General features: G+C 62.8%; 15 protein-coding genes. 6 read left to right on the forward strand and 9 right to left on the reverse strand.

Annotated elements, in window-relative coordinates:
• Positions 1-21 precede the first annotated feature (21 nt).
• Positions 22-549 carry an SgcJ/EcaC family oxidoreductase gene (locus CFBP1590_RS09745; RefSeq protein ID WP_004881189.1) on the forward strand — a complete coding sequence of 176 codons (528 nt, stop codon included), beginning with the start codon at positions 22-24 and terminating at the stop codon, positions 547-549.
• A gap of 69 nt (positions 550-618) precedes the next feature.
• Here the strand turns inward: CFBP1590_RS09745 and CFBP1590_RS09750 are convergent, their stop codons facing one another.
• Positions 619-1,155, reverse strand: coding sequence for an RNA polymerase factor sigma-70 (locus CFBP1590_RS09750; RefSeq protein ID WP_004881192.1), 537 nt, complete (start codon positions 1,153-1,155; stop codon positions 619-621).
• Positions 1,156-1,478: 323 nt separating this feature from the next.
• On the opposite strand from CFBP1590_RS09750, the gene CFBP1590_RS09755 reads away from it, so the two are divergent.
• The 4 genes from CFBP1590_RS09755 to CFBP1590_RS09770 all read left to right on the forward strand — a co-directional run bounded on the left by CFBP1590_RS09755 (position 1,479) and on the right by CFBP1590_RS09770 (position 17,257).
• Entirely contained in the window at positions 1,479-2,237 is a 759-nt protein-coding gene (locus CFBP1590_RS09755; RefSeq protein ID WP_058431259.1) for a thioesterase II family protein, read from the forward strand.
• A 96-nt stretch (positions 2,238-2,333) separates the two neighbouring features.
• Positions 2,334-15,353 (forward strand): non-ribosomal peptide synthetase, encoded by a 13,020-nt coding sequence (locus tag CFBP1590_RS09760; protein ID WP_088234923.1) that lies wholly within the window; start codon positions 2,334-2,336, stop codon positions 15,351-15,353.
• A 182-nt stretch (positions 15,354-15,535) separates the two neighbouring features.
• The gene (locus CFBP1590_RS09765) at positions 15,536-16,948 is read left to right on the forward strand and encodes an aspartate aminotransferase family protein (RefSeq protein ID WP_088234924.1); all 1,413 of its coding nucleotides are present in this window, start codon (positions 15,536-15,538) and stop codon (positions 16,946-16,948) included.
• Positions 16,949-17,029: 81 nt separating this feature from the next.
• Positions 17,030-17,257 carry an MbtH family protein gene (locus CFBP1590_RS09770; protein ID WP_004881201.1) on the forward strand — a complete coding sequence of 76 codons (228 nt, stop codon included), beginning with the start codon at positions 17,030-17,032 and terminating at the stop codon, positions 17,255-17,257.
• Between the two features lie 505 nt (positions 17,258-17,762).
• Here the strand turns inward: CFBP1590_RS09770 and CFBP1590_RS09775 are convergent.
• Genes CFBP1590_RS09775 through CFBP1590_RS09810 form a run of 8 tightly spaced genes read right to left on the reverse strand, consistent with a single transcriptional unit; the run spans position 17,763 to position 23,941 of the window.
• On the reverse strand, positions 17,763-18,671 hold the full coding sequence (locus CFBP1590_RS09775) for a metal ABC transporter solute-binding protein, Zn/Mn family (protein WP_088234925.1): 909 nt from the start codon (positions 18,669-18,671) through the stop codon (positions 17,763-17,765).
• The gene (locus CFBP1590_RS09780) at positions 18,672-19,571 is read right to left on the reverse strand and encodes a metal ABC transporter permease (protein WP_088234926.1); all 900 of its coding nucleotides are present in this window, start codon (positions 19,569-19,571) and stop codon (positions 18,672-18,674) included.
• Positions 19,571-20,335, reverse strand: coding sequence for a metal ABC transporter ATP-binding protein (locus CFBP1590_RS09785; RefSeq protein ID WP_088234927.1), 765 nt, complete (start codon positions 20,333-20,335; stop codon positions 19,571-19,573). Before CFBP1590_RS09785 ends, CFBP1590_RS09780 begins: the two co-directional genes overlap by 1 nt.
• Positions 20,332-21,264 (reverse strand): metal ABC transporter substrate-binding protein, encoded by a 933-nt coding sequence (locus CFBP1590_RS09790; RefSeq protein WP_029242851.1) that lies wholly within the window; start codon positions 21,262-21,264, stop codon positions 20,332-20,334. Before CFBP1590_RS09790 ends, CFBP1590_RS09785 begins: the two co-directional genes overlap by 4 nt.
• 25 nt (positions 21,265-21,289) lie before the next feature.
• On the reverse strand, positions 21,290-21,859 hold the full coding sequence (locus tag CFBP1590_RS09795) for a DUF6162 family protein (RefSeq protein WP_088234928.1): 570 nt from the start codon (positions 21,857-21,859) through the stop codon (positions 21,290-21,292).
• A complete protein-coding gene (locus CFBP1590_RS09800) occupies positions 21,856-22,194 on the reverse strand; it encodes a hypothetical protein (RefSeq protein WP_088234929.1) in 339 nt (112 codons plus the stop codon). Before CFBP1590_RS09800 ends, CFBP1590_RS09795 begins: the two co-directional genes overlap by 4 nt.
• The gene (locus CFBP1590_RS09805; protein WP_029242848.1) at positions 22,191-22,733 is read right to left on the reverse strand and encodes a PA2404 family protein; all 543 of its coding nucleotides are present in this window, start codon (positions 22,731-22,733) and stop codon (positions 22,191-22,193) included. Before CFBP1590_RS09805 ends, CFBP1590_RS09800 begins: the two co-directional genes overlap by 4 nt.
• Entirely contained in the window at positions 22,730-23,941 is a 1,212-nt protein-coding gene (locus CFBP1590_RS09810; RefSeq protein WP_088234930.1) for a PepSY-associated TM helix domain-containing protein, read from the reverse strand. The genes CFBP1590_RS09805 and CFBP1590_RS09810 overlap by 4 nt, the downstream gene beginning before the upstream one ends.
• 308 nt (positions 23,942-24,249) lie before the next feature.
• Here CFBP1590_RS09810 and CFBP1590_RS09815 point away from each other — a divergent pair, with 308 nt between their 5' ends.
• Positions 24,250-25,227: a TauD/TfdA family dioxygenase gene (locus CFBP1590_RS09815; RefSeq protein ID WP_088234931.1), complete on the forward strand. Its 978-nt coding sequence runs from the start codon at positions 24,250-24,252 to the stop codon at positions 25,225-25,227.
• Positions 25,228-25,410 lie beyond the last annotated feature (183 nt).

Genomic DNA, 25,410 nt, shown 5'->3' on the forward strand with positions numbered 1-25,410 from the left:
TTACCCCGTAGGAGAGTTGCAATGAAACTGAAATTGACCGCCCTGGCCCTGTTCCTCGCTGTTAGCGCCCCAATGGTTCAGGCAGCTGCCGAACCGGCCGGCGGTTACACCTACCGCATGGTGGCCGAGCAGCCAAGCAACGTAAACGATAAAGAGATTGCAGGTCTGTTCGACCGCTGGAACAAGGCTTTGAAAACCGGCAATCCGCAGACCGTTGTCTCACTCTACGCCAAGGATGCCGTGCTGCAGCCGACAGTCTCGAACAAGGTGCGAGCCAACCCGGCCGAGATCAAGGACTACTTCGAGCACTTCCTGGCCCTGAAGCCGGTCGGTGAGATCAACTACCGGGAAATCCGCCGTCTGGGTCCGGATGCAGCAGTGGACAGCGGTGTCTACACCTTCACCCTGACGTCGGCCGAGGGCAAGCAGAGCAAGGTCCAGGCTCGCTATACCTTCCTTTACCATCGTGTCGGCAACGAGTGGAAGATCTTGAACCACCACTCTTCGGCCATGCCGGAAGTGCAGCCTGAGTACCAGGTCAGCCGCTGATAAAAAGCGTCGAGCCAAAACGAAAAATCCGGAGCCCAGGCTCCGGATTTTTTTGTCGTCTGAAAAGGCTCAAGGCTCGGTTCTGACGCCGTTGACCTTGCGACAGTGAATCAGCGCATCGCGAATCATGAAGTTGACCAGGGTAGGGGAAACGCCCAGTTCCTTGGCGATGTCCTTTTGCGGTACACCGTGCAGGCGGTACATCTCGAACGCGTAACGGGTGCGGGGTGGCAGCTCCGAAAGCGCGTCGGCAATTTTTTCCAGACTCGAGAAGTTGATGTGCGAGGTTTCCGGTGACGCGCCCTGAATCACCACATTCAAACCCTCTGCCTCGGGGCCGGTGTATCGCTGCTCCAGTGCCTGCTTGCGGTAGTGGTCGATGGCCAGATTGCGCACGATCTGAAACAGATAGCTGAGCTGAGCCTTGAACGTCAGTGTGACCTGAGGGGCCGAACGCAGCCTGAAGTAAGCGTCCTGAACCACATCCTCGGCACGGGACCGACAACCCACGATGCGTGCGGCAATCTTGACCAGCAGCAGGTAATTGTCGACGAAAGCCTGGAGGAGGGGTGAATCGCACTTACTTGTGAATACTTGTTCCGTCATGGAATTCACCTTGCTGCAAAGTCATTGGAGGGGAGCGGCCTTGTGGGTCGCACCATCACGTGGGGCGATAAATTAGTCTTAATGATAATTATTGTCAAATGCGAAAGCGCATCATCGCACTTTAAAGGGGCGATTCCGACCAGTGCGCCCGACACGCGTGCAAGGCGGGCGAATGCGACTAATTATTTCCGAACGCCGTCCGTTCTCATTGATGACAGGCCCGCCCATGGCGCAGGCCGGGGATGACATCAGGAGAACACCATGCGTATCAATCGCGCGCATCGAGGCTTTTACACCGGATCCAATGGACGGACGGCCCTGATATGAACAGCTCTACAGGCATGAAGCTGTTCTGCCTGCCGTATTCCGGTGCCAGCGCGATGTTCTACAGCCCCTGGCGGCGCACGTTGCCGGACTGGCTGAACGTGCGCCCGCTGGAACTGCCGGGCCGCGGCATGCGCATGGCGGAGCCGTTGCAGACGGATATCGTGCAACTGGCCGGTCAACTGGCCGATGAAATCGCCGCCGAACTCGACACCCCTTATGCGCTGTTCGGGCACAGCCTGGGCGGACTGCTGGCCTTCGAACTGGCGCATGCACTGCGCGTTCGCGGGCTGCCCGCGCCGCTGGCGCTGTTCGCCTCGGCCACGGCGGGGCCTGCGCGCCGCGACGTCAGCGACTACGCCGTGGCCAGGACCGATGCGCAATTGATCGAACGGCTTCGTACGCTCAAGGGCACCCGCGAAGAGGTGATCGCCAATGACGAACTCATGCAAATGATGCTGCCGATCCTGCGCGCCGATTTTCTGCTGTGTGGCAGCTTTGTCTATGGCGTGCGCGAGCCGCTGCAGATCCCCATTCACGTATTCGGCGGCAAGCAGGACAGCGTCAGCGTCGAAGAACTGCTCGACTGGCAGGAAGACGCCGCGACCGGGTTTTCTCTGGACATGTTCGAAGGCCACCACTTCTACCTGGTCGACGAGCAGGCCCAATTGCTCCGCCATCTGCGGCGTTACGCCGAACAGCACCTGACTCGCTGGCGCAACAGCGCGGCCCGGCACCTGACCCGCGCAGCTGGCTGATGCCCGCTCGCCCGACGCGTCGCTGATCCTGCGACGCGTTTTTTTTTTTGATACCCAGACCCGCTCTGGCAAGCCGAATCCAGCAGGAAACCCATCATGGACGCTTTCGAACTCCCCGAAACTCTGGCTCAGGCGCTGCAACGTCGCGCCGCGAAAACGCCTGACCAGCTGGCGCTGCGTTTTCTCTCCGACGAAAACAGCCAGGGCCTGGTGTTGACCTACCGTGATCTGGACCTGCGCGCGCGCACCATCGCTGCCGCCCTGAAGCGTGAGGCAGTGCCGGGAGATCGCGCGATTCTGTTGTTTCACAGCGGGCCGGATTACGTGGCGGCGTTCTTCGGTTGTCTGTATGCCGGGGTCATTGCCGTACCGGCCTATCCGCCGGAATCCAATCGCCGTCATCATCAGGAACGTCTGCTGTCGATCATCGCCGACGCCGAACCGCGTCTGCTGCTGACCGGTTCCGACCTGAAATCCGCCTTGTTGCAAATGGACGAGCTGGCGGCTGCCGATGCGCCGCAACTGCTTTGTGTGGACACGCTGGACCGCGCCCTGGCCGAGGGTTGGCAAGGACCTGAATTACAGGCCGATGACATCGCCTTTCTGCAGTACACCTCAGGCTCGACTGCCTTGCCCAAAGGCGTGCAGGTGAGCCACGGCAACCTGGTTGCCAACGAAATGCTGATCCGTCACGGCTTCGGCATTGACCTCAACCCCGACGACGTCATCGTCAGCTGGCTGCCGCTGTACCACGACATGGGCCTGATCGGCGGTCTGTTGCAGCCGATTTTCAGCGGCGTGCCCTGCGTACTGATGGCGCCTGCGTACTTTCTGACCCGCCCGTTGCGCTGGCTGGAAGCGATCAACGAGTACGGCGGCACCATCAGCGGTGGACCGGATTTCGCCTATCAGCTGTGCAGCGCACGGGTCAGCGAGTCGGCGCTGGAGCGTCTGGACCTGAGTCGCTGGCGCGTCGCGTACTCCGGTTCCGAGCCGATCCGTCAGGACAGCCTCGACGCGTTCGCCGACAAGTTCGCCCGTTGTGGCTTCACGCCCGACAGCTTCATGGCGTCCTACGGGCTGGCCGAGGCGACGCTCTATGTGGCCGGTGGCAAGCGCGGCAAGGGCATTCCGTCGTTGCGTCTGGACGAAGCGGCGCTGGCGCGCAATGTCGTGGAGCTGGGAGAGGGCAGTCCGGTGATGAGTTGCGGCACCGGTCAGCCGGGGCATGGCGTACTGATCGCTGACCCGAATACCTTGCAAACGCTGGACGATAACCACGTCGGGGAAGTCTGGGCGACCGGCCCGAGCATTGCCCATGGTTACTGGCGCAACCCTGAAGCGACGGCAAAGACCTTCGTCGAACATGACGGCCAGACCTGGCTGCGAACCGGCGATCTGGGTTTCCAGCGCCACGGCGAGCTGTATATCACTGGCCGCTTGAAAGACATGCTGATCGTGCGCGGGCAGAACCTCTATCCGCAGGACATCGAAAAAGTCGTCGAGCGCGACGTCGATGGGGTGCGCAAAGGCCGTATCGCCGCGTTCGCTGTGACTCAGGCGGGCATCGAAGGCATCGGCATTGCGGCTGAAGTCGGTCGCAGTGTGCAGAAAACCCTGCCACCCGAAGCCTTGATCAAGGTCATTCGCCAGGCCGTGGCCGATGCGTTCCAGGAGGCACCGACGGTCGTCGTGCTGCTCAACCCTGGCGCGCTGCCCAAGACCTCCAGCGGCAAACTGCAACGTTCAGCCTGCCGCACGCGTCTGGCCGATGGCAGCCTGGACAGCTACGCGGTGTTTCCTGAAAGCAGCGCATGTCAGGTGGCGCAGGCGCATGCCACGGGTTCGCAGCTGCTGGCCAAAGTCGCCGACGTCTGGTGCGAGCAGTTGCAGCGCGAGCAGATCAGCGCGGATGACCATTTCTTCCTGCTGGGCGGCAACTCGATTGCCGCGACTCAGGTGGTGGCGAAGCTGCGTGAGGTGCTGGGCATCGACCTGAGCCTGCGTCTGCTGTTCGAAGCGCCGACCCTGGGTGCCTTTGTTGCACAGATCGAAGCGCTGCAACTGGCCGCACAACAAGGCGATGCGCCCAGCGAAAACGCCATCACCCGCCTGCCGGGTGACGAGCACTTGCCGCAATCCCTGGCGCAGAACCGCCTGTGGTTTGTCTGGCAACTGGACCCGCACAGCAGCGCCTACAATATTCCCGGCGGTCTGCACTTGCGTGGCGAACTGGACCGCACGTCCCTGCGCGACAGCTTCCAGCGGATGATCGAGCGGCATGAATCGCTGCGTACCCGCTTCTACGAACAGGACGGCGTAGCGCTGCAACGCATCGATCCGGCCGGTGAGTTTCAGTTGCAGGTGCTGGACATCAGTGGCCTGTCTGGCGACGAGCGTCAAAACCGGGCACGGGCGATTCGCGAAGAGCAGGCGCGTCAGCCGTTCGATTTGCAGAACGGTCCGCTGCTGCGCGTAACGCTGGTGCAATTGGACGACGAAGAACACCTGTTGCTGGTGACCTTGCACCACATCATCGCCGACGGCTGGTCGCTGAACGTGCTGATCGATGAATTCTCGCGCCTTTATGCGGCGGCTGTTCAAGGTCAGTCGCTCGAACTGGCACCGCTGGCGCTGCGTTATGCCGACTACGGCCAGTGGCAGCGTGAATGGCTGGCGCGTGGCGAGGCTGCGCGCCAGCTCGAGTACTGGAAGCAGCAATTGGGCAATGAGCAGCCTGTGCTCGCGTTGAACACCGATCATCCGCGCTCGGCGCGCCAGCAGCACAGCGCCGACCGCTACAGTCTGCGCCTGAGTGCCGAATTGAGCGCCGCCGTGCGCAATACGGCGCAAGCCTGGCAATCGACGCCGTTCATGCTGCTGCTGGCCAGCTTCCAGACCCTGTTGCATCGCTACAGCGGACACACCGACATTCGCATCGGCGTGCCCGGTGCCAATCGTCCGCGTCATGAAACCCAAGGCATGATCGGCTTTTTCATCAACACGTTGGTGTTGCGTGCGCAGCTCGATTCGCGCCAGCCATTCTCGGCATTGCTGGCCCAGGCCCGTCAGACGGCGCTGGACGCTCAGGCGCATCAGGATGTGCCCTTCGATCAACTGGTCGAAGCCTTTGCGCAGGCCCGCGAGCACGGTCTGTTTCAAGTCATGTTCAACCATCAGCAGCGCGACCTGAGCGCCTTGCGCCGCTTGCCGGGATTACTCGCCGACGAATTGCCATGGCACAGCCGCGAAGCCAAGTTCGACCTGCAATTGCACAGCGAGGAAGACAGAAACGGGCGCCTGACGCTGTCTTTCGATTACGCCGACGAGCTGTTCGAGCGCGACACCATCGTGCGCATGGCGCAGCACTATGTACGGGTGCTGACTCAGGTCAGCCAGCACGCACAGATCGCGCAGGGTGATCTGCAACTGCTCGGCGATGACGAGCAGGCGCAACAGGCACAGTGGAGCGTTGCGCCCTGTGCGCCCGCGACGCGTTGGCTGCCTGAGCTGCTCAGCAATCAGGCCCGACAGACGCCGGAACGGATTGCGCTGATGTGGGAGGGCGGCAGCCTCGACTTCGCCAGCCTGCATGCTCAGGCCAACCGTCTGGCGCATTACCTGCGCGACAAGTGCGTCGGCCCGGATGTCAAAGTCGCGATTGCCGCCGAGCGCTCGCCACAACTGCTGATCGGGCTGCTCGCGATTCTCAAGGCCGGTGGCGCGTACGTGCCGCTGGACCCGGATTACCCGACCGAACGCCTGGCCTATATGCTTGAGGACAGCGGCGTCGAACTGCTGTTGACCCAGAGCCATCTGCTGGGTGATCTGCCGAGCGCCGAGGGTGTCTGCACGGTGGCGATGGACACCCTGAACCTGGAAAGCTGGCCGGTCAGTGCGCCGGGTCTGCATTTGCAGGGCGATAACCTTGCGTACGTGATCTACACCTCAGGCTCTACCGGGCAACCCAAGGGCGTTGGCAATACCCACGCAGCGCTGGCCGAGCGCCTGCAATGGATGCAGGCGACCTACGCGCTGGATGAGAGCGACGTGCTGATGCAGAAAGCGCCAATCAGTTTCGACGTATCGGTGTGGGAGTGTTTCTGGCCGCTGATCACCGGTTCTCGATTGCTGCTGGCCGGTCCCGGCGAGCACCGCGACCCGCATCGCATCGCGCAACTGGTCAAGGATTACGGCGTCACCACGCTGCACTTCGTGCCGCCGCTGTTGCAGGTGTTCATCGATGAACCGCTCACCCTGCAGTGCAACAGCCTGCGTCGTCTGTTCGCGGGCGGTGAAGCGCTGCCGAGTGAGCTGCGCAACCGGGTGCTGGAGCAACTGCCGAACGTGCAACTGCACAACCGCTATGGCCCGACCGAAACCGCGATCAACGTCAGCCACTGGCACTGCCAATTGGCGGACGGCGAGCGCTCGCCGATTGGCCGCCCGCTGGGCAACGTGCTGTGTCGGGTGCTGGACAATGAATTGAATCCGGTGCCGCAAGGCGTTGCTGGCGAGCTGTGCATTGGCGGCATCGGACTGGCGCGGGGCTATCTGGATCGTCCTGCGCTGACAGCCGAACGTTTCGTGGCCGATCCGCTGGGCGAGGCGGGTGAGCGGCTGTATCGCACCGGCGATCGGGTGCGCTGGGGCAGCGACGGCGCGCTGGAATACCTGGGGCGTCTCGATCAGCAGGTCAAGCTGCGTGGTTTCCGGGTCGAACCGCAGGAAATCGAAGCGCGTTTGTTGGCTCAGCCGAGTATTGGCCATGCGGCGGTGCTGGTGCGCGAAACGGTCGCCGGTCCGCAACTGATCGGCTATTACACCGCAGCGCTCGAGGACGAAAGCGAAGCTGAACAGGCAGAGCGCATCAAGTCCGCACTGGCGCTGGAATTGCCGGATTACATGGTCCCGACGCAATTCGTGCGTCTGGACAGCATGCCCTTGAGCCCTAGCGGCAAGCTCGACCGTCGCGCCTTTCCCGAACCGCAATGGCAGACCCGCGAGCACGTCGAGCCGCAGTCGGCGCTGCAAAAGCAGATCGCCGCCATCTGGCGCGAAGTGCTGGGCGTGCCGCGTGTCGGATTGCGGGATGACTTCTTCACGCTGGGCGGCCATTCCTTGCTGGCCACACAAATCATCTCCCGCGTGCGTCAGGCCTGCGACATTGACCTGCCGCTGCGCACACTGTTCGAAGCCAGCAAACTGGGTGCGTTCGCCGAGCAGGTCGCGAGCATTCAGGCGTCCGGCGTACGCGGCAGCCTGCAACCGATTGCCCGCGTCGACCGCAGCCAGCCGGTGCCGTTGTCCTACTCGCAGCAACGCATGTGGTTCCTCTGGCAGATGGAGCCGGACAGCCCGGCCTACAACGTGGGCGGCATGGCGCGCCTGAACGGCGTGCTGAACATCGAGCGTTTCGACGCGGCGCTGCAAGCGCTGATCCTGCGCCACGAAACCCTGCGCACCACCTTTCCCAGCGTCGATGGCGTGGCGTATCAGAAAGTCTCGGAGCACACCGGTCTGCAGATGCGCTGGGAGGACATTTCCGCGCTGCCTGCCGAGGTTCGTCAGCAGCGGCTTCAGGCTCTGGCCGACAGCGAAGCGCATCAGCCGTTTGATCTGGAAACCGGACCGCTGCTGCGTGCCTGTCTGGTCCGGGCGGGCGAGCTGGAGCATTACTTCGTCCTGACCCTGCACCACATCGTCACCGAAGGCTGGGCGATGGACATTTTCGCTCGCGAACTGGGGCTGTTGTACGAAGCCTTTCTTGAAGGCAAGCCGTCGCCACTGGAGCCGTTGGCGGTGCAGTATCTGGATTACAGCGTCTGGCAACGCCAGTGGATGGAAGCGGGCGAGCGTCAGCGCCAACTGGATTACTGGACCGCACAACTGGGCAACGAGCATCCACTGTTGGAACTGCCCGGCGACCGTCCGCGTCCGCCGGTGCAGAGCCATCAGGGCGAGTTGTACCGTTTTGATCTGCAAGCCGATCTGGCCGCCAGGGTTCGCGCTTTCAACGCACAGAACGGCCTGACCCTGTTCATGACCATGACCGCCACGCTGGCGGTGCTGCTCTACCGTTACAGCGGCCAGACCGACCTGCGCATCGGCGCGCCGGTGGCCAATCGGATTCGCCCGGAAAGCGAAGGCCTGATCGGCGCGTTCCTCAACACCCAGGTGCTGCGTGTGCAGCTCGACGGGCAGATGAGCGTGGCCCAGTTGTTCGAGCAGGTCCGGCATACCGTCATCGAAGGCCAGTCACATCAGGACCTGCCGTTCGACCATCTGGTCGAAGCCCTGCAACCGCCGCGCAGCGCGGCCTACAACCCGCTGTTCCAGGTGATGTGCAACGTGCAGCGCTGGGAATTCCAGCAGAGCCGTGAGCTGGCCGGGATGACGGTCGAGTACCTGGTCAACGATGCGCGGGCGACCAAGTTCGACCTCAATCTCGAAGTCACCGAACTGGATCATCGTCTGGGTTGCTGCCTGACTTACAGCACCGACCTGTTCGACGAGCCGCGCATCGCCAAAATGGCCGAGCACTGGCTCAACCTGCTGCAAGCCTTGCTGGCCGATCCGCAGCAACGCCTCAGCGAACTGCCGCTGTTGCAGGACGCCGAGCGTCAGCAACTGCTCGACAGTCTGGGCGTCGAAGCGGGCGAGCAACGCCTGGATCAGTGCATTCATGAACTGTTTGCCGAGCAGGCCCGCCTGCGTTCGAACGCGCCAGCGCTGACCTTTGCCGGCGAAACCCTGAGCTACGCCGAACTGGACAGCCGGGCCAACCAACTGGCGCGGATGCTTCGCGAGCGGGGTGTCGGGCCGCAAGTGCGTGTCGGTCTGGCGCTGGAGCGTTCGCAGCACATGGTGATCGGCCTGCTGGCGATCCTCAAGGCTGGGGGCGCCTATGTGCCGCTGGACCCGGAATACCCGCTGGAGCGCTTGCAGTACATGATCGAAGACAGCGGCGTCGGCCTGCTGTTGAGTGATCGCGCACTGTTTGCCGCCCTCGGCGAGCTGCCTGATGACGTGGTGCGCTGGTGTCTGGAGGATGACCTGCCATTGCTGGAAGGTTACTCGCACGACGAATTGCCGTTCCTCAGCCTGCCGCAGCATCAGGCGTACCTGATCTACACCTCGGGCTCGACCGGCAAGCCAAAAGGCGTGGTGGTGTCCCATGGCGAGATCGCCATGCACTGCCAGGCGGTGATCCGCCGCTTCGACATGCAGCCTGACGACTGCGAGCTGCATTTCTATTCGATCAATTTCGATGCGGCCACCGAGCGTCTGCTGGTGCCATTGCTTGCCGGTGCACGCGTGGTATTGCGCGCGCAGGGGCAGTGGGACGCCGAAGAAATCTGCAGCCTGATCCGTGAACAACAGGTCAATATTCTCGGTTTCACCCCGAGCTACGGCAGCCAGCTGGCGCAATGGCTGGCGACACAGGGTCAGACCCTGCCAGTACGCATGTGCATCACCGGCGGCGAAGCGCTGACTGGCGAGCACCTGCATCGCATTCGTGCGGTGTTCCAGCCGGAGCTGTTCTTCAACGCCTACGGCCCGACGGAAACCGTGGTCATGCCGCTGGCGAGTCTGGCCCCGCAGCAATTGCCGGAAGGCGAGGCCAGCGTGCCGATTGGTCAGGTGGTGGGCGCGCGAGTCGCCTACATCCTTGATGCCGATCTGGCTCTGGTGCCGCAGGGCGCAAGTGGCGAGTTGTACATTGGCGGACCGGGTCTGGCGCAGGGGTATCACCAGCGTCCGGGCATGACCGCCGAGCGCTTCGTGGCCGATCCGTTCAGCGGGCAGGGCGGGCGTCTGTATCGCACCGGCGATCTGGTGCGCCAGCGTGCCGATGGGCTTGTGGAATACTTGGGCCGAATCGACCATCAGGTCAAAATTCGCGGCTTCCGCATCGAACTGGGCGAAATCGAGACCCGCCTGCTGGAACACGGGCGCGTGCGCGAGGCCGTGGTGTTGGCCCTGGATACGCCGTCAGGCAAGCAATTGGCGGGTTATCTGGTCACTGACGTGGCCGCGCAGGATGCCGGGCAACAGGCGCATCTGCGTGACTCGCTCAAAGCGCACCTCAAGGCGCAACTGCCGGATTACATGGTGCCTGCGCACCTGATTCTGCTGGACAGCATGCCGCTGACGGCCAACGGCAAACTCGACCGACGGGCCTTGCCTGCGCCGGACCCCGAGCTCAATCGTCAGCACTACGTGGCGCCGGTCAGCGACCTCGAGCAGCAACTGGCGGCGATCTGGTGCGCAGTGCTGAACGTGGCGCAGGTCGGGCTCGACGACAACTTCTTCGAGCTGGGCGGCGATTCGATTCTGTCGATTCAGGTGGTCAGTCGGGCGCGTCAGGCGGGCATTCATTTCACACCACGTGATCTGTTTCAGCATCAGACCGTATATACCCTTGCTGCCGTAGCGACGACTCAGCAGTTGATCCAGGCCGAACAGGGCCGGGTGAGCGGCGAATCGGGCTTCACGCCGATTCAGCACTGGTTCTTCGACACGCCGATTCCAGAGCGTCAGCACTGGAATCAGGCGCTGGTGCTGGAGCCTGTCGCCCGCTTGAACGCGCAGACGCTGGAACTCGCGCTGCACGCCGTGCTCGAACAGCACGATGCCCTGAGGCTCGGATTCGAGGAGCAGCGCGGTCATTGGCGCGCCGAGCATCGCGCAGTGGTCACGCAAGACGCGCTGCTGATCCACGCGCAGGTGGCGCAGATGGACGAATGCGCCGCGCTGTTCGAGCAGGCCCAGCGCTGCCTTGATCTGCAGAACGGTCCGCTGTTGCGTGCCGTGCTGGTGGATGGACCGCAGGATCAGCAACGTCTGCTGATGGTCATTCATCACCTGGTGGTCGATGGGGTGTCCTGGCGTGTGCTGCTTGACGATGTGCAGACGTCCTATCGGCAGCTCAGTGAAACCCTGCCGGTTCGTTTGCCGGCCAAGACCAGTGCCTTCCGGGACTGGGCGAGTCGCTTGCAGGCCTATGCCGGCAGCGAGTCGTTGCGTGAAGAGCTTCAATGGTGGCAACGCCAGCTCAGCGGTCCGACCGCAGCGCTGCCGTGCCATGCCCCGCAGGGCGGTCAGCAGAATCGTCACGCCCGAACCCTCAGCGTGCGATTGGACTCCAGTAGCACCCGGCATCTGCTGCAACAGGCGCCGAGCGCCTACCGGACCCAGGTCAACGACTTGCTGCTGACCGCATTGGCGCTGGTAGTGTGTCGCTGGAGCGGGCAAGCCTCGACCCTGATCCAGCTCGAAGGCCACGGCCGCGAAACCCTGTTCGATGACATCGACCTGACCCGCACCGTCGGCTGGTTCACCAGTGCCTATCCGTTGCGCCTGACCCCTGCGCTCGACCATGCCGAACCGGGTGAGTCCATCAAGGCCATCAAGGAGCAGCTGCGTCAGGTGCCGCACAAGGGGCTGGGTTACGGGGTGCTGCGCTATCTGGCCGATGAGGGCAGTCGCAGCGCCATGCAGGCGTTGCCGGTCGCCCCGATCACCTTCAACTACCTGGGCCAGTTCGATCAGAGCTTCGCTGACGACGCGCTGTTTCGGCCGTTGGAAGAGTCCGCTGGCACGGCCCATGACCCCCATGCGCCGCTGCCCAACGAACTGAGCATCGACAGTCAGGTGTACGGTGGTGAGTTGGTGCTGCGCTGGACCTTCAGTGCCGAGCGTTATCAGCCTGAAGCCATCGAAGCCCTGGCGCAGGATTATCTGAAGCAGTTGCAGGCGCTGATCAGCCATTGCCTGACCGAAGGCAGCGGCGGTCTGACGCCGTCGGACTTCCCGCTGGCCGAACTGGATCAGGCGCAGCTCGACGCGTTGCCGGTTCCGGCCGCCCGGATCGAAGACGTCTATCCGCTGACACCGATGCAGGAAGGCATGCTACTGCACACGCTGCTGGAGCCGGGTACGGGCCTGTATTACATGCAGGACCGCTACCGCATCAACAGCGCGCTGGACCCGCAACGTTTCGCGCAAGCCTGGCAGGCGGTGATCGCTCGGCATGAAGCGCTGCGGGCCTCGTTCTGCTGGGACATCGGCGAAACCATGTTGCAGGTCATTCACAAACCGGGCGATACGCCCATCGATTACTTGGACTGGCGCGACGTGGCCAGCGACCAGCAGGAACCGCGCCTGCAGGCCCTGCTCAAGTCCGAGCGTGAGGCCGGTTTCGATCTGCTGCGGCAGCCGCCGTTCCACCTGCGCCTGATCCGCGTGGACGAGGCGCGCTACTGGTTCATGATGAGCAACCACCACATCCTCATCGATGCCTGGTGCCGCTCATTGCTGATGAACGATTTTTTCGACATTTACACTGCGCTGGGTGAAGGCCGTGACGCGCAGCTGGCCCCGGCGCCACGTTACCGCGACTACATCGGCTGGCTGCAACGCCGGGGGCTGACGCAGGCCCGCGACTGGTGGCGTCAGAATCTGGCGGGCTTCGAACGGCCGACGCCGATTCCGAGCGACCGTCCGTTCCTGCGGGAACACGCGGGCGAGAGCGGCGGTATGGTGGTCGGTGACTGCTACACCCGTCTCGATGTCGCGGACGGCGCACGGCTGCGTGAACTGGCGCAGCAGCACCAACTGACCGTCAACACCTTCGCCCAGGCCGCGTGGGCCTTGACCCTGCGGCGTCTGAGCGGCGATCGCGACGTCGTGTTCGGTGTCACCGTGGCAGGCCGTCCGGTGGAATTGCCGCAGATGCAGCGCACCGTCGGGCTGTTCATCAACACCATCGCGCTGCGCATCGGCATGCCGGGGGACGAGCAGCGGTGCAGCGTGCGTCAGTGGCTGAGTCAGTTGCTGGACAGCAACATGCAACTGCGCGAGTACGAATACCTGCCGCTGGTGACCATTCAGGAAAACAGCGAGCTGCCCAAGGGCCAGCCACTGTTCGACAGCCTGTTTGTCTTCGAGAACGCGCCGGTGGAGGTCTCGGTGCTGGACCGCGCCCAAAGCCTGAACGCCACCTCCGATTCCGGTCGCACTCACACCAACTACCCGCTGACGGCGGTCTGCTACCCCGGCAATGACCTGGGCCTGCACCTGTCCTACGACCAGCGTTACTTCGACGAATCCACCGTGCAGGGCATGCTTGGCGAGTTCAAGCGCCTGCTGCTGGCGTTGGTCGAAGGCTTCCACGGCGACATGGCCGAGCTGGCGCTGCTCGGCGAAGCGGAACGTGAATTTCTGCTGGAAGGCTGTAACCAGAGCGAGCGCGTCTATCCGCTGGAGCGCAGCTACGTGGCGTTGTTCGAGGCGCAGGTTGCCGAGCATCCCGAGCGCATCGCCGTCAGCTGTCTGGAACATCGCGCCAGCTATGCCGAGCTGAACCACTCTGCAAACCGACTGGGCCATGCTCTGATCAGGGCCGGTGTCGGGTTCGATCAGCCGATTGCGCTGCTGGCCGAGCGCGGGCCTGAGCTGTTGGGCATGATTATTGGCAGCTTCAAGGCCGGTGCCGGTTACCTGCCGCTGGACCCTGCGCTGCCGAATCCACGCCTGAGCGGGATCATCGGTCAGAGCCGTACGCCGGTTCTGGTGTGTGCCGAGCACTGTGTGGGGCAGGGCAGGGCCTTGCTTGAGGCGCTGCCCGAAGCCAATCGTCCGCACTTGCTGGTCTGGGAAACCGTGCAGCAGCGGGAAACCGCACAGCACAATCCGGGTCGCTACAGCGCACCGGACAACCTGGCCTATGTGATCTTCACCTCGGGTTCGACCGGGCAACCGAAAGGCGTGATGGTCGAGCAGCGCGGCATGCTCAACAATCAGCTGAGCAAGGTGCCTTACCTGAACCTCAGCGCTGCCGATGTGATTGCCCAGACCGCTTCGCAGAGCTTCGACATCTCGGTCTGGCAGTTCCTCGCTGCGCCGCTGTTTGGCGCTCGGGTCGATATTGTCCCCAACGACATCGCTCGCGATCCTCAGGCGCTGCTCAAACATGTTCAGGTGCAGGGCATCAGCGTGCTGGAAAGCGTGCCGTCACTGATCACCGGGCTGTTGGCCGAAGAGCAGGCGACGCTCGACGGCCTGCGCTGGATGCTTCCGACGGGCGAGGCGATGCCGCCGGAACTGGCCAGCCAGTGGCTGCAACGCTATCCCGATATCGAGCTGGTGAATGCCTACGGTCCGGCTGAATGTTCGGACGACGTGGCGTTCTTCCGGGTCGATCCGGCGTCGACCCGCAGCACCTACCTGCCCATCGGCCTGCCGACCGACAACAACCGTTTGTATGTGCTCGATGAAGCGCTGGAGCTTGTGCCGCTGGGCGCCGTCGGTGAGCTCTGCGTGGCGGGTACCGGGGTCGGACGCGGTTATGTCGGCGATCCGCTGCGCACCGTGCCGTTGTTCGTGCCCAACCCGTTCGGTGCGCCGGGCGAGCGGCTGTATCGCACCGGCGATCTGGCACGCCGTCGCCGTGATGGCGTGCTGGAATACGTCGGTCGGGTCGACCACCAGGTCAAGATCCGTGGCTACCGAATCGAGCTGGGCGAGATCGAAACCCGTTTGCAGGAGCATGCTGCGATTCGCGAATCGGTGGTGCTGGATATCGACGGTCCGCTGGGCAGGGTGCTCGCCGCCTATCTGGTGCCCAACGGCGTGGTGCAGGACCCCGACGCCTTGCGTGACGACCTGAAGAACCAGCTCAGGGCCAGCTTGCCGGACTACATGGTGCCCTCGCATCTGGTGCTGCTGGAGCAGATGCCGCTGACCCCGAACGGCAAGCTGGACCGCAAGGCCCTGCCTGCGCCGGACGTCAGCCTGGCGCAGCAGGATTACGTCGCGCCACAAAGCGAAATGGAGCAGCAACTGGCGGCGATCTGGGCCGATGTGCTCAAGGTGGAGCGGGTCGGTATCACCGACAACTTCTTCGAACTGGGCGGCCATTCACTGCTCGCCACCCAGGTAGTGACCCGTGCGCAGAAACAGTTGCAGCGCAACGTGCCGCTAAGGGCAATGTTCGAGTTCAACACGGTTCAGGCGCTGGCACAGCATCTGGAAAGCCTGGGCGGGCAGAAGGTCGACGAGCAGAAATTCGACCGGCTGGCCGACCTGATGGCGGAACTGGAAGGGCTCTGATCGGCCTGTCGTCGGGCTATCGGCCTAGCGGATGAAAAACTCGTTACCGGGTGTAAATCCCCAGGTCGCTGGCGCGTTTTCAAGGGAAGGAATAAATGCCTTGCTCGACCGGGTCCAGCACCCGGTCGAGCAAGGTCACACAACGGTTTCGCTCATCAGACAGCGTATTGAGGGTTGCACAGATGTCAGTCGCTACCAGGTTTATCGATGACCAACCGGCACGGGTTTCCCCGGCGCCGGTCGAGACGCTCTACCAGTTCGACGAGTCGCCCTTGCTGGCGCGCCAGAGTCGCCAGGAGTCCAACGCCCGCAGCTACCCGCGGCGCATTCCGCTGGCACTCAAGCGCGCCAAGGGCATTCATGTCGAAGACGTCGAAGGACGGCGTTTCATCGATTGCCTGGCAGGCGCTGGCACGTTGGCGCTGGGTCACAATCACCCGGTGGTGATCGAAGCAATTCAGCAAGTCATCAGCGACGAATTGCCGTTACACACGCTGGACCTCACCACGCCGGTCAAGGATCAGTTCGTGCAGGACCTGTTCGGTCTGCTGCCCGAAGAACTGGCTCGTGAAGCGAAGATTCAATTCTGCGGTCCGACCGGCACTGACGCGGTGGAAGCAGCGCTGAAACTGGTGCGCACGGCGACTGGACGCAGCACCGTGCTGTCCTTTCAGGGTGGTTACCACGGCATGAGCCAGGGCGCGCTGAGCCTGATGGGCAGCCTGGGTCCGAAGCAGCCGCTGGGTGCGCTGCTCAGCGCAGGCGTGCAGTTTCTGCCGTATCCCTACGACTACCGCTGCCCGTTCGGGCTGGGCGGCGCGCAGGGCGTGAAAGCCAACCTGCATTACCTGGAAAACCTGCTCAACGACCCGGAAGCCGGTGTACAACTGCCTGCAGCGGTGATTGTCGAAGTGGTGCAGGGCGAGGGCGGCGTGATTCCGGCTGACCTCGACTGGCTGCGTGGCGTGCGTCGTATCACCGAGAAGGCAGGCGTGGCGTTGATCGTCGACGAAATCCAGAGCGGTTTTGCCCGCACCGGCAGGATGTTCGCCTTCGAGCACGCCGGAATCATTCCGGACGTGGTGGTGATGTCCAAGGCCATCGGTGGCAGCCTGCCGCTGGCGGTCGTTGTCTATCGCCAGTGGCTCGACACCTGGCTGCCGGGCGCGCATGCCGGGACTTTCCGTGGCAACCAGATGGCCATGGCCACCGGCTCTGCGGTGATGCGTTATCTCAAGGAACACAACATTTGCGAGCACGCGACCGCGATGGGCGCGCGGCTGGTTGCGCACCTGCGCGAGCTGCAGCGTGATTTCCCGCAACTGGGCGATATTCGCGGACGTGGCTTGATGCTTGGCGTTGAACTGGTCGACCCGGCCGGTACGCGTGACGCTCAGGGTCATCCGCCGGTGTTTGCACGCCTGGCGCCGCTGATCCAGCGCGAATGCCTCAAGCGCGGGCTGATTCTGGAACTGGGTGGTCGGCACGGCAGCGTCGTGCGCTTCCTGCCGCCACTGGTCATCACCGCCGAACAGATCGACGAAGTCGCCGGCATCTTCGGCCGCGCGCTGAACGCCGCAGTCGCTCAGCTTTAATTTTTCGACGTAGCGATACGTTCAATCCCTATAGCCGCCATGAATTGGCACGGCGGCGCTGAACCCTCATGGAGAGCAACAATGACTTCAGTATTCGACCGGGAAGACATCGTCTTTCAAGTGGTGGTCAACCACGAAGAACAGTATTCGATCTGGCCCGACTACAAAGCCATCCCCAACGGCTGGCGCACCGTGGGCAAGAGCGGCTTCAAGAAAGAATGCCTGGCCTACATTGAAGAAGTCTGGACCGACATGCGTCCTCTGAGCCTGCGCCAGAAGATGGACGCGCAGACGGCGGCGAGCCACTGATCAAGTCGGATCAATGATCGTGCCCATGCTCCGCGCTCGGCGTTATACACAGGTCCGCCTCAACACTGATCGTGCCCATCGCTCCGCGTGGGCATGCCGCCCGTGACGCTCCGCGTCACACATGGCACAGATTGCGGATTCAGTGAGCCGAGCGCATGACGTGGATAACGCTGGAGCTTGTCCACGCATCTGCGCCACATTCAAGAGCGGACGCGGAGCGTCCTGAGCGGCATTCCCACGCGGAGCGTAGGAACGATCAGCGTGATCTCAAGCACGCCGATCATGCCCATGCTTGTGCTCAGCGTTATGCCCGAGTCTTGCTACGACTACGGGGTATGCATTCAGCCCGGGACGCTCTGCGTCCCATTGGGTCTGGCGACGCCAATCACTCAGGCCGATGATTCAGTGCAGGCACCGGGACGCGGAGCGTTCTGAGAGGCGTTACCACGCGAAGCGTGGTAACGATCAGGGTGATATCAATGAGCGCGACTGCGCCCAATCAGTATCACTTCAACGCCCCGATAATCTGCTCGATATCCCCCTGCAATTCCGCCAGCGGATCAGCGCCATCGATCCCCAGCACCAGCAACTTGCTGCCTGCCTGGGCAATCGCGGCCTTGACCGGCTCGGGGGGCTGGCGGTGGTCGAGTACCAGGGCCACGTCGTTGTCCTTGAGAGTCTTCGCCAGCTTTTGCACCGCTTCTGGCGTCCATTGTTCGTCGGTCAATGCCTGGCTGTCGATCAGCTCCAGATTCAACCCGCTGACCAGATAACCGAAGCGGTCCGACAGACTCACCACGCTCAGGTTGTCGGCGCTCGCCAGACTCGCTTCGCTGCTGGCGCTGAGCTTGAGCAGTTGCTGCTTGAGCGCTGCCAGATTGCCCTCGATCTTCGGCTTGGCGGCTGGCGCCAGTCGCACCAGGTCTGCCGCCATCACGTCGGCCATGCGCCCCATGTTGTTGCTCGCCAGCCACGGCTGACTGTTCAGGCCATCGACACCTTGCCCCGGCTGAACCGCGATGCCGGGCAGGCTGCCGTCCACGGGACGCGCGGCGTCGATCTCAACGATACGAATGTTGCTGCGGCGCGCATTGGGGTAGAGCGGGTCATCGGCCCAGATCGAGCGCAGCCCGATCACCGCATCAGCCTTGACCGCCAGCCCGCGCAATGCCTCGGCACCACGCCCGGTGAAGTAGGCAGTCTGGCGAGAGCCGGGCAGATTGGCTGCTGCAGCCCGCTCCAGCACTACGCCGCTGTCCTTGAGCAGAATCTGCCCCAGGCCATAGGTGATCGGCAGGCTGGCGAGCACGCGCACCGGCTGGGCGGATTGCGCTGTGGCATCAGCCGCAGAGACGGCATTGCAGAGCAGGCCGGTCATGGCCAGCGCGAGGGTCATACGTCGCAGAGTGAACATTTATCCGATATTTCCTTTGAGGCTGGGCACTGTGCCGCGAGCGATGGCGGCCAGGGCGAACGCGACGCCGGCCACCAGAATGATCGCTGCGCCGGAAGGTACAGGCAGGTCGAAGACGATGGGCAGCAAGATGCCGCACAGGGTGCTGACGGTCGCAATCGCCACCGAGATCCAGAAGAACCCCTTGAGTGACTGGCTCAGCAGACGCGCCGCCGCAGCGGGAATCACCAACAGGGCGCCGACCAGAATCGCGCCGATGACCTTCACTGCCGCCACAGTGATCAGCGTCACCAGAATCACGAACAGGTAATCCAGCGTCTTCACCGCCACGCCACGCACAGCGGCCAGTTGCGGATTGAAGCTGGCCAGCATGATGCGGTTGTACAGCGGCAGGCTAAGCCCCATGACCAGCGAACCGACGACCAGCAGCACCAGCAGGTCATTGCCGTTGACGGTCAGTACCGAGCCAAACAGCACGTTTTCCAGAATGTGCACGTTGATCTTGCCCGCCAGCACCAGCAGCAGGCTCGCACCCAGCGCCAGCGAGACCGACAGGAACACGCCGATCAGCGTGTCGGGCGCTAGGCCGGTGCGGTTGCGCAGGTAATTGAGCACGATGCCGAACAGCAGGCAGTAGCCGAACAAACTGCCATATGGGCCGGTGTAAGGCTCGCCGAGCAGGATGCCGATGGCCACGCCCGTCAACGCCGCATGGCCTACCGCTTCGGAGAAGAACGCGAAGCGCTTGACCACCACCAGCGTGCCCAGACCGCCCAGCACCGGACCGATCAGCAAGCCTGCAAGCAGGGCATTGACCACGAAGCCGTAGGCGAGCGCTTCAGGCAGATAACCGGATGACGCCAGGCCTTGAATGAACAGTCGAAAGCTCTCGTAATCCATCACGCGGCGCTCCCGTTCGTGACGTCTGCCGCACGCGGATGCGCCGAAAACAGGGTCAGCAGCCGTTCCGGCGTGAGCGCTGTCTGCGCCGATTCATCGAACAACACCCGACGATTGAGTCCGGTCACCTGATCGGCGAGCCGCTTCACGGCTTCCAGATCATGCTCGATCCACAACACCGTGATACCGGCTCGACGCCAGTCGCCCAGCAGGCGTTCGAAGACCTGAATACCGGCTTCATCCAGCGCCGACATTGGTTCATCCAGCACCAGCAGCTGCGGAGCCGGAATCAGGCCCTGCGCCAGCAACACACGCTGGCGTTCGCCGCCCGACAGCGCGCCCATGCGACGTTTGCGCTTGTCCTGCATGCCGACCCGCTCCAGTGCTTCGCCGATGGCCGCAGCGTAGTGCTTCGACAAGCCCAGAAAGGCAGGGCGTCGCTGGCACATGGCCGCCATGAAATCATCGACGGTCATCGGCAGGCCGCGGTCGAATTCCAGCGCCTGTGGCACATAGCCGATCAGGCCGGGCGAGCCGGGCCATTGCAGGCTGAGCTGGCCCTGATGCGGGGTCTGGCCAAGCAGTGTCTTGATCAGCGAGCTCTTGCCGCCGCCATTGGGGCCGACCAGTGCATGCACGCTGCCTGCCCGCACGTTGAAGGTGATGCGATCAAGGATCGTGGTGCGGCCCAGCGTCAGGCTCACGTCGCTGAATTCAATGTCAGGCCCCTGATGGGGAATCTCAAGGTTTTGCGCAGCCGTCATGCGCCTGCCTCCTGAATCGCCCGGACCACGGTGTCGAGGTTGCCGGCCATTTCCTTTTCGTACTTGTCGGCGCTGTATTCGCCATAGGAGATGTGCGACAGCGGGTACAGCTTGACCCCGGACTCACGCTGGATGGTGTCGACGTAGGTGGACGGGAAATCCATCTCCGAGAAGATCACTTTCACGTCCAGCTCACGCAATTGATCGATGGTTTTCTTCAACTGGCTCGGGCTCGGTTCGATGCCATGGGCCGGTTCCACCACTGCCGTAACCTCAAGGCCGAACTCGCGCAGCAGGTAATCGTAGGCGGCATGCACCGTGGCCACACGCAGGTCGGCGTTGGGTGCCTTGGTCAGCTTGGCCAGGGCGTCAGCACGCATCTGCCGCAGGCGTTTGCCGTAGGCGCGGGCGTTGGCGGTGTAGGTCTTGGCGTTGTCCGGGTCGAGCTTGCCCAGTTCACGGGCGATGTTGTTGACCTGTGCGATGGATGCGCTGATCGACAGGAAGGTGTGCGGGTTGACCACCTTGCCCGCGCCGCGTGCAGCAACACCGGTGGCCGCCAGCAGCGGCACGTCGGCGTTGGCTTCGATGGTCTTGATGTCCGGCTTTTCGCTGGCGGCGATCATGCGGTCGGCAAAGTCGTCATGGCCGACGCCATTGAGCACGACAACGTCGAGCGAACCGATGCGCTTGATGTCCTCGGCGCGAGGCTCATAGGCGTGGGGATTGAAACCCGCTGGAATCAGCGGTACGACCTCGGCCTTGTCGCCCACGATATTGGCCACGTAGCTGTAATACGGGTGCAGGGTGATGCCGATGCGCAGGCGCTTGGCCGGATCGGCGGCATGGCTCAGCGGCGCCATCAGCGTGGCACACAGGCCGATCAGCAGAACACGCAGCAAGGTGCGGCGTTTGAAAAAAATAGGCATGGGCGAGCGATCTTCTCTGATGATTTCAGTGCTGATGCTGGCGGGTGACACCAGCGTCGAATTGCGCGACAACCTGTTGCCAGCCTGCGCCGATCAGGGTCTTGTCGCTGAGGTCGGCCGGTGCAGCCGTGGTCTTGCGGTTGATCCAGATGTCGGCCTGAGCGTCAGGCGAGGTGCCGACCCGCATCAGGAACGAGCCCGCCACCGTCGGCGTCTGGCTCAGCCCCAGATAGGACTGCTCCAGCATCTGCCACGCATGGGCGCCACGGCTCACGGAACTTGCGTCTTCAGCGAACGGCGCAAAACCTTCCTCGCCCAGTTGCTGCGGCGTGACCGGCGTTGATTGCTCCTGAGTCAGCAGGCGGATTTCATCCAGCGTCACGCGCAGGTCGGCGTAGATGCCCTGTTCGGCGGCGGTCAGGTCGCGACGGGCATCAAGCTGATGGCTGGCGACACTGTGGTCGTCCTGACGCTCACCGTGCAGGCTGACGACACCTGCTGCAGCCGCCAGAATCACCAGACACAACAGGAGGACGTAGAGGGTTTCATGCCCGGCACCGGCCGGCCGTACGATCTGTCGGGTCGGCGCACTCATGGGGTCGGGATGTCCGCTTGGTCGATCTCCACGACATGGCCGGGACCGGCATCGAACAGCACATAGAACTCCGAAGCGGGGCGCTTGAAAGTGACGGTGGAATCCTCACCCAGCTTGCCGGGCACCAGAATGGTCTCGTCATAGCCGATCACATCCAGGGTCACACCCGGCGCGCCGCTGCCGTCGGAGAAACCGCCGGTGCAGCGGATCTGTTCATTGTCGATCTGTTTGCACTCGCACATCGGGTTGTGGGCCTGCACGTTGGCGCTCAGGCCCAAGCCGATCAGGCAGAGCGCAGCGGCCGTCAGCCGCCGGAGGGAGAAGCGGGCATTCATGGTTTGGCTCCTTGTTTTTTCAGCCAGGCCACGGTGGTGGGCGAGGCCTGTTGCAGGGGAATGGAGGTCTGATGCACGGAACCGTCCCAGCCTTCCATGGTGATCCACAGGTCCGAGTCGGGGCTGGTGGTTTCCGGGATCTGCATGAAGGCACCCATGCGATAGCCGCCGCCGAAGAAAATTACCCCGGCGGTGCGCAGGCTGCGGGGCTTGCCGATGCGCAGGTAAGTCGCCTTGACCCGGTCGATGCAGGCGTTGCACAGCGCGGCGTTGAAGCTTTTCATGTAGCCCGACGCACCGGACAGACGCGGCGCTTCGTTGCGGTCTTCGGCTAGACGCAGGCTCCACGGGCCGACCTTGAACTCGCCAATCTCCCGCTGCCCGAGGCCCGTGTCGCCGCGATCCAGCGCGTTGTCGGCAAAGTATTTGGGCATGAAACCCAGCGGAATCAGGATCAGCAGTACGTTGATGTGGAAACGCCATTTGTGCCAGAAACGGCTCAGTGACGAAGCGGGTTGCGCGACAGCGGCCTTGCTCACAGGTTGTTCTCCGGGGTGCCGGTCGCCAGCGGCGACCGAGGGGTTTGCCGGGTGGAAAGCGGTTGGATTCTGTTCTCGCGCTTCAAGGCATTGAGCGTGGCCAGTGCGGTGCGCTTGCTCCAGATCAGCAGGCCGCTGAGCACCATCATGCTCAGCACCAGACCGAAGAACGCCCAGATCAGCTTGATCCATATGCCGCCGAAGTCGCCGGTGTGCAGCGGACGCATGGACTCGGTCACGAACTCCAGCTTGTTGCGGTCCGACAGCAAATGAGAGGCGGCGATCTCACCGCTGTACGGGTTGATCTCGGCGGTCTGGTACATCAGCGGATACCAGCTGCGGCCGCCGACCTGCAGGTTGCTGTAGGCGTTGAACGGCGGTGTGATGAAACTGGCTTCCAGGCCTGGAATGCGCTCCTTGGCGATTTCCACGGCCTTTTCCAGGCTGATGGTCGGCGCAGGGCTGCCATCGGCGGTCAGCGGCACCGCGCTGTGAGGAATGATCGAAGCGACCTGGGAACGGCTGGAGATACTGATCTGGTTGTCACCGAGGATTGCCTGAATCAGAAACCAGGTGCCGGTGATGGAAATGACGGCAATGAACCAGATCGACCAGACACCGCTGAGCCGGTGCAGGTCGCCCCAGAAGATCCGCGGACCCTGGCTGAAGCGCAGCGGCTTGAAAAAGCCTTTCCAAAACTTCTTGTAGACCACCAGCCCGGTCACCAGCGACGCCAGCAGCGGCAGGCCGAGAATGGAGACCAGATACCAGCCCCACGAATAGCCATTGGTGAACGGCACCAGCCACCAGCCATGCAGGGCGCGGGTGAAGCGGCGGAAATCGAACGACGGCGTCAGGCCCTGAATCACTCCGGTATATGGATTGACGTAGGCCGGTACTGAACGGCCGTCGGGGTAAGTCACGAACACGCTGAGGGCAAAATAGTCGCCGTCGGGCTGCATGATCGTGCCGACGATCAGGTCCGGCTCGTTACGCTCGATGGTGGCGCGAATCTGCTCGAAACTCATCCGTTCGGCCGTGTCCGAAGGCGGGTTGTCACGTATTTCCGGCATCGCCAGCCACATGATTTCCTTGCTGACCACAGCCAGGGTGCCGGTCACACAGACAATCAGCACGAAGAACCAGATGGGCAGGGCCAGCCAGCTGTGGACGAGAAACCAGATTTTCGAGCGGGATTTCTTCGACATGGGTAAACGGTCTCGATTCACGGTATGGAGCGGCCTTCAGGCAGGCATGGGCTCTCTGTGGGGCATCATCTGAAAAACGGGCGCGGTTCTACCGACAGGCCCTGCATCCAGTTAAAGACGAATGAGAATACGAAAGATGTAGTTTTTTCTCGCGCTTAAATGAAAGGAAATGTTTCAGAGCAGGATCTGGGGAGGGTGAATGTCGTGCGTCGGCTAATTTTCCGCCCGCCGGTTACGTTCAATCTGGACATTGGCGTTGCGTCCGGCCGCAGGGGATCAGGCGCTTTTGCCATCAAGGGAGAGTCATCATGAGTCATGCGTTGAGTTTGGATATCCGGCCATTGCTGGCGGGTGCAGGCACATTGCCGATGCTGGTACAGGCGCCCGAGCCAGGTCTGGACTTGATGGAAGCGCTGGGCGAATTCAAGCCGGTGGTCGCAGAGCACCTCTATCGTGCCGGGGGCATTCTGTTTCGCGGCTTCGACGTGGGCGGCCCTGAAGCGTTTCGCGAGTTTGCTGCTGGCTTCGGCGATCCGCTGCTCAATTACGAATTCGGTTCCACGCCCCGCAGCAACGTGACCAAAGGCGTATACACCTCCACCGAATACCCGGCGCACCAGAGCATTCCGCTGCACAACGAGCAGGCCTACACCCTGGAATGGCCGATGAAGATCTGGTTCTACAGCATGATCGCCGCGCAGACCGGCGGCGAAACGCCGATTGCCGACAGCCGGGAGATCTACCGTCGCATTCCGGCGCGCATCCGTGACCGTTTCATCGAAAAGAAACTGATGTACGTGCGCAATTACGGCAACGGGCTGGACGTGGAATGGAGTCAGGTGTTCAACACCGAAGATGAAAGCGTGGTCGAAGCCTACTGCCGCGCCCACGCCATCGAGTGCGAGTGGAAGGACGACGGCGAACTGCGCACCCGGCAGATTTGCCAGGCGGTGTCGCGCCATCCGGTCACTCAGGACACGGTCTGGTTCAATCAGGCGCACCTGTTTCACATTTCCAACCTGCAGCCGGAAGTGCGCGAAACCCTGCTGGACGTCGTGGACGAGGAAGACCTGCCGCGCAACGTGTACTACGGCGACGGCTCGGCCATCGAAGAGACCCTGCTTGACGAGATTCGCGGCGTGCTGGACGACTGCACGGTGAGTTTCCCGTGGCTGGAAAACGACGTGCTGATGCTCGACAACATGCTCACCGCCCACTCCCGTGCCCCGTTCACCGGCAAGCGCAAAGTGGTGGTGGCCATGGCGCAGGGACATTCGGACAAATAAGCGCCGGGTTCCTCGTCTACTGCGTAGAAGATGACTTCAAGCGAGCGCTCGGTCTGCGCCATGTGTGACGCGGAGCGTCACGGGAGGCATGCCCACGCGGAGCGATGGGCACGATCAGTGCCGGGGTGCGTTGATCGTTCCTCACGCTCCGCGTGGGAATGCCTCCCAGGACGCTCCGCGTCC

The organism is Pseudomonas viridiflava, assembly GCF_900184295.1.
In the GTDB taxonomy this organism is placed as follows: domain Bacteria; phylum Pseudomonadota; class Gammaproteobacteria; order Pseudomonadales; family Pseudomonadaceae; genus Aquipseudomonas; species Aquipseudomonas viridiflava.

Coding starts and splice junctions, on each gene's coding strand:
- CFBP1590_RS09745 (WP_004881189.1), top strand. CDS start 22: ATGAAACTGAAATTGACCGCCCTGGCCCTGTTCCTCGCTGTTAGCGCC.
- CFBP1590_RS09750 (WP_004881192.1), bottom strand. CDS start 1,155: ATGACGGAACAAGTATTCACAAGTAAGTGCGATTCACCCCTCCTCCAG.
- CFBP1590_RS09755 (WP_058431259.1), top strand. CDS start 1,479: ATGAACAGCTCTACAGGCATGAAGCTGTTCTGCCTGCCGTATTCCGGT.
- CFBP1590_RS09760 (WP_088234923.1), top strand. CDS start 2,334: ATGGACGCTTTCGAACTCCCCGAAACTCTGGCTCAGGCGCTGCAACGT.
- CFBP1590_RS09765 (WP_088234924.1), top strand. CDS start 15,536: ATGTCAGTCGCTACCAGGTTTATCGATGACCAACCGGCACGGGTTTCC.
- CFBP1590_RS09770 (WP_004881201.1), top strand. CDS start 17,030: ATGACTTCAGTATTCGACCGGGAAGACATCGTCTTTCAAGTGGTGGTC.
- CFBP1590_RS09775 (WP_088234925.1), bottom strand. CDS start 18,671: ATGTTCACTCTGCGACGTATGACCCTCGCGCTGGCCATGACCGGCCTG.
- CFBP1590_RS09780 (WP_088234926.1), bottom strand. CDS start 19,571: ATGGATTACGAGAGCTTTCGACTGTTCATTCAAGGCCTGGCGTCATCC.
- CFBP1590_RS09785 (WP_088234927.1), bottom strand. CDS start 20,335: ATGACGGCTGCGCAAAACCTTGAGATTCCCCATCAGGGGCCTGACATT.
- CFBP1590_RS09790 (WP_029242851.1), bottom strand. CDS start 21,264: ATGCCTATTTTTTTCAAACGCCGCACCTTGCTGCGTGTTCTGCTGATC.
- CFBP1590_RS09795 (WP_088234928.1), bottom strand. CDS start 21,859: ATGAGTGCGCCGACCCGACAGATCGTACGGCCGGCCGGTGCCGGGCAT.
- CFBP1590_RS09800 (WP_088234929.1), bottom strand. CDS start 22,194: ATGAATGCCCGCTTCTCCCTCCGGCGGCTGACGGCCGCTGCGCTCTGC.
- CFBP1590_RS09810 (WP_088234930.1), bottom strand. CDS start 23,941: ATGTCGAAGAAATCCCGCTCGAAAATCTGGTTTCTCGTCCACAGCTGG.
- CFBP1590_RS09815 (WP_088234931.1), top strand. CDS start 24,250: ATGAGTCATGCGTTGAGTTTGGATATCCGGCCATTGCTGGCGGGTGCA.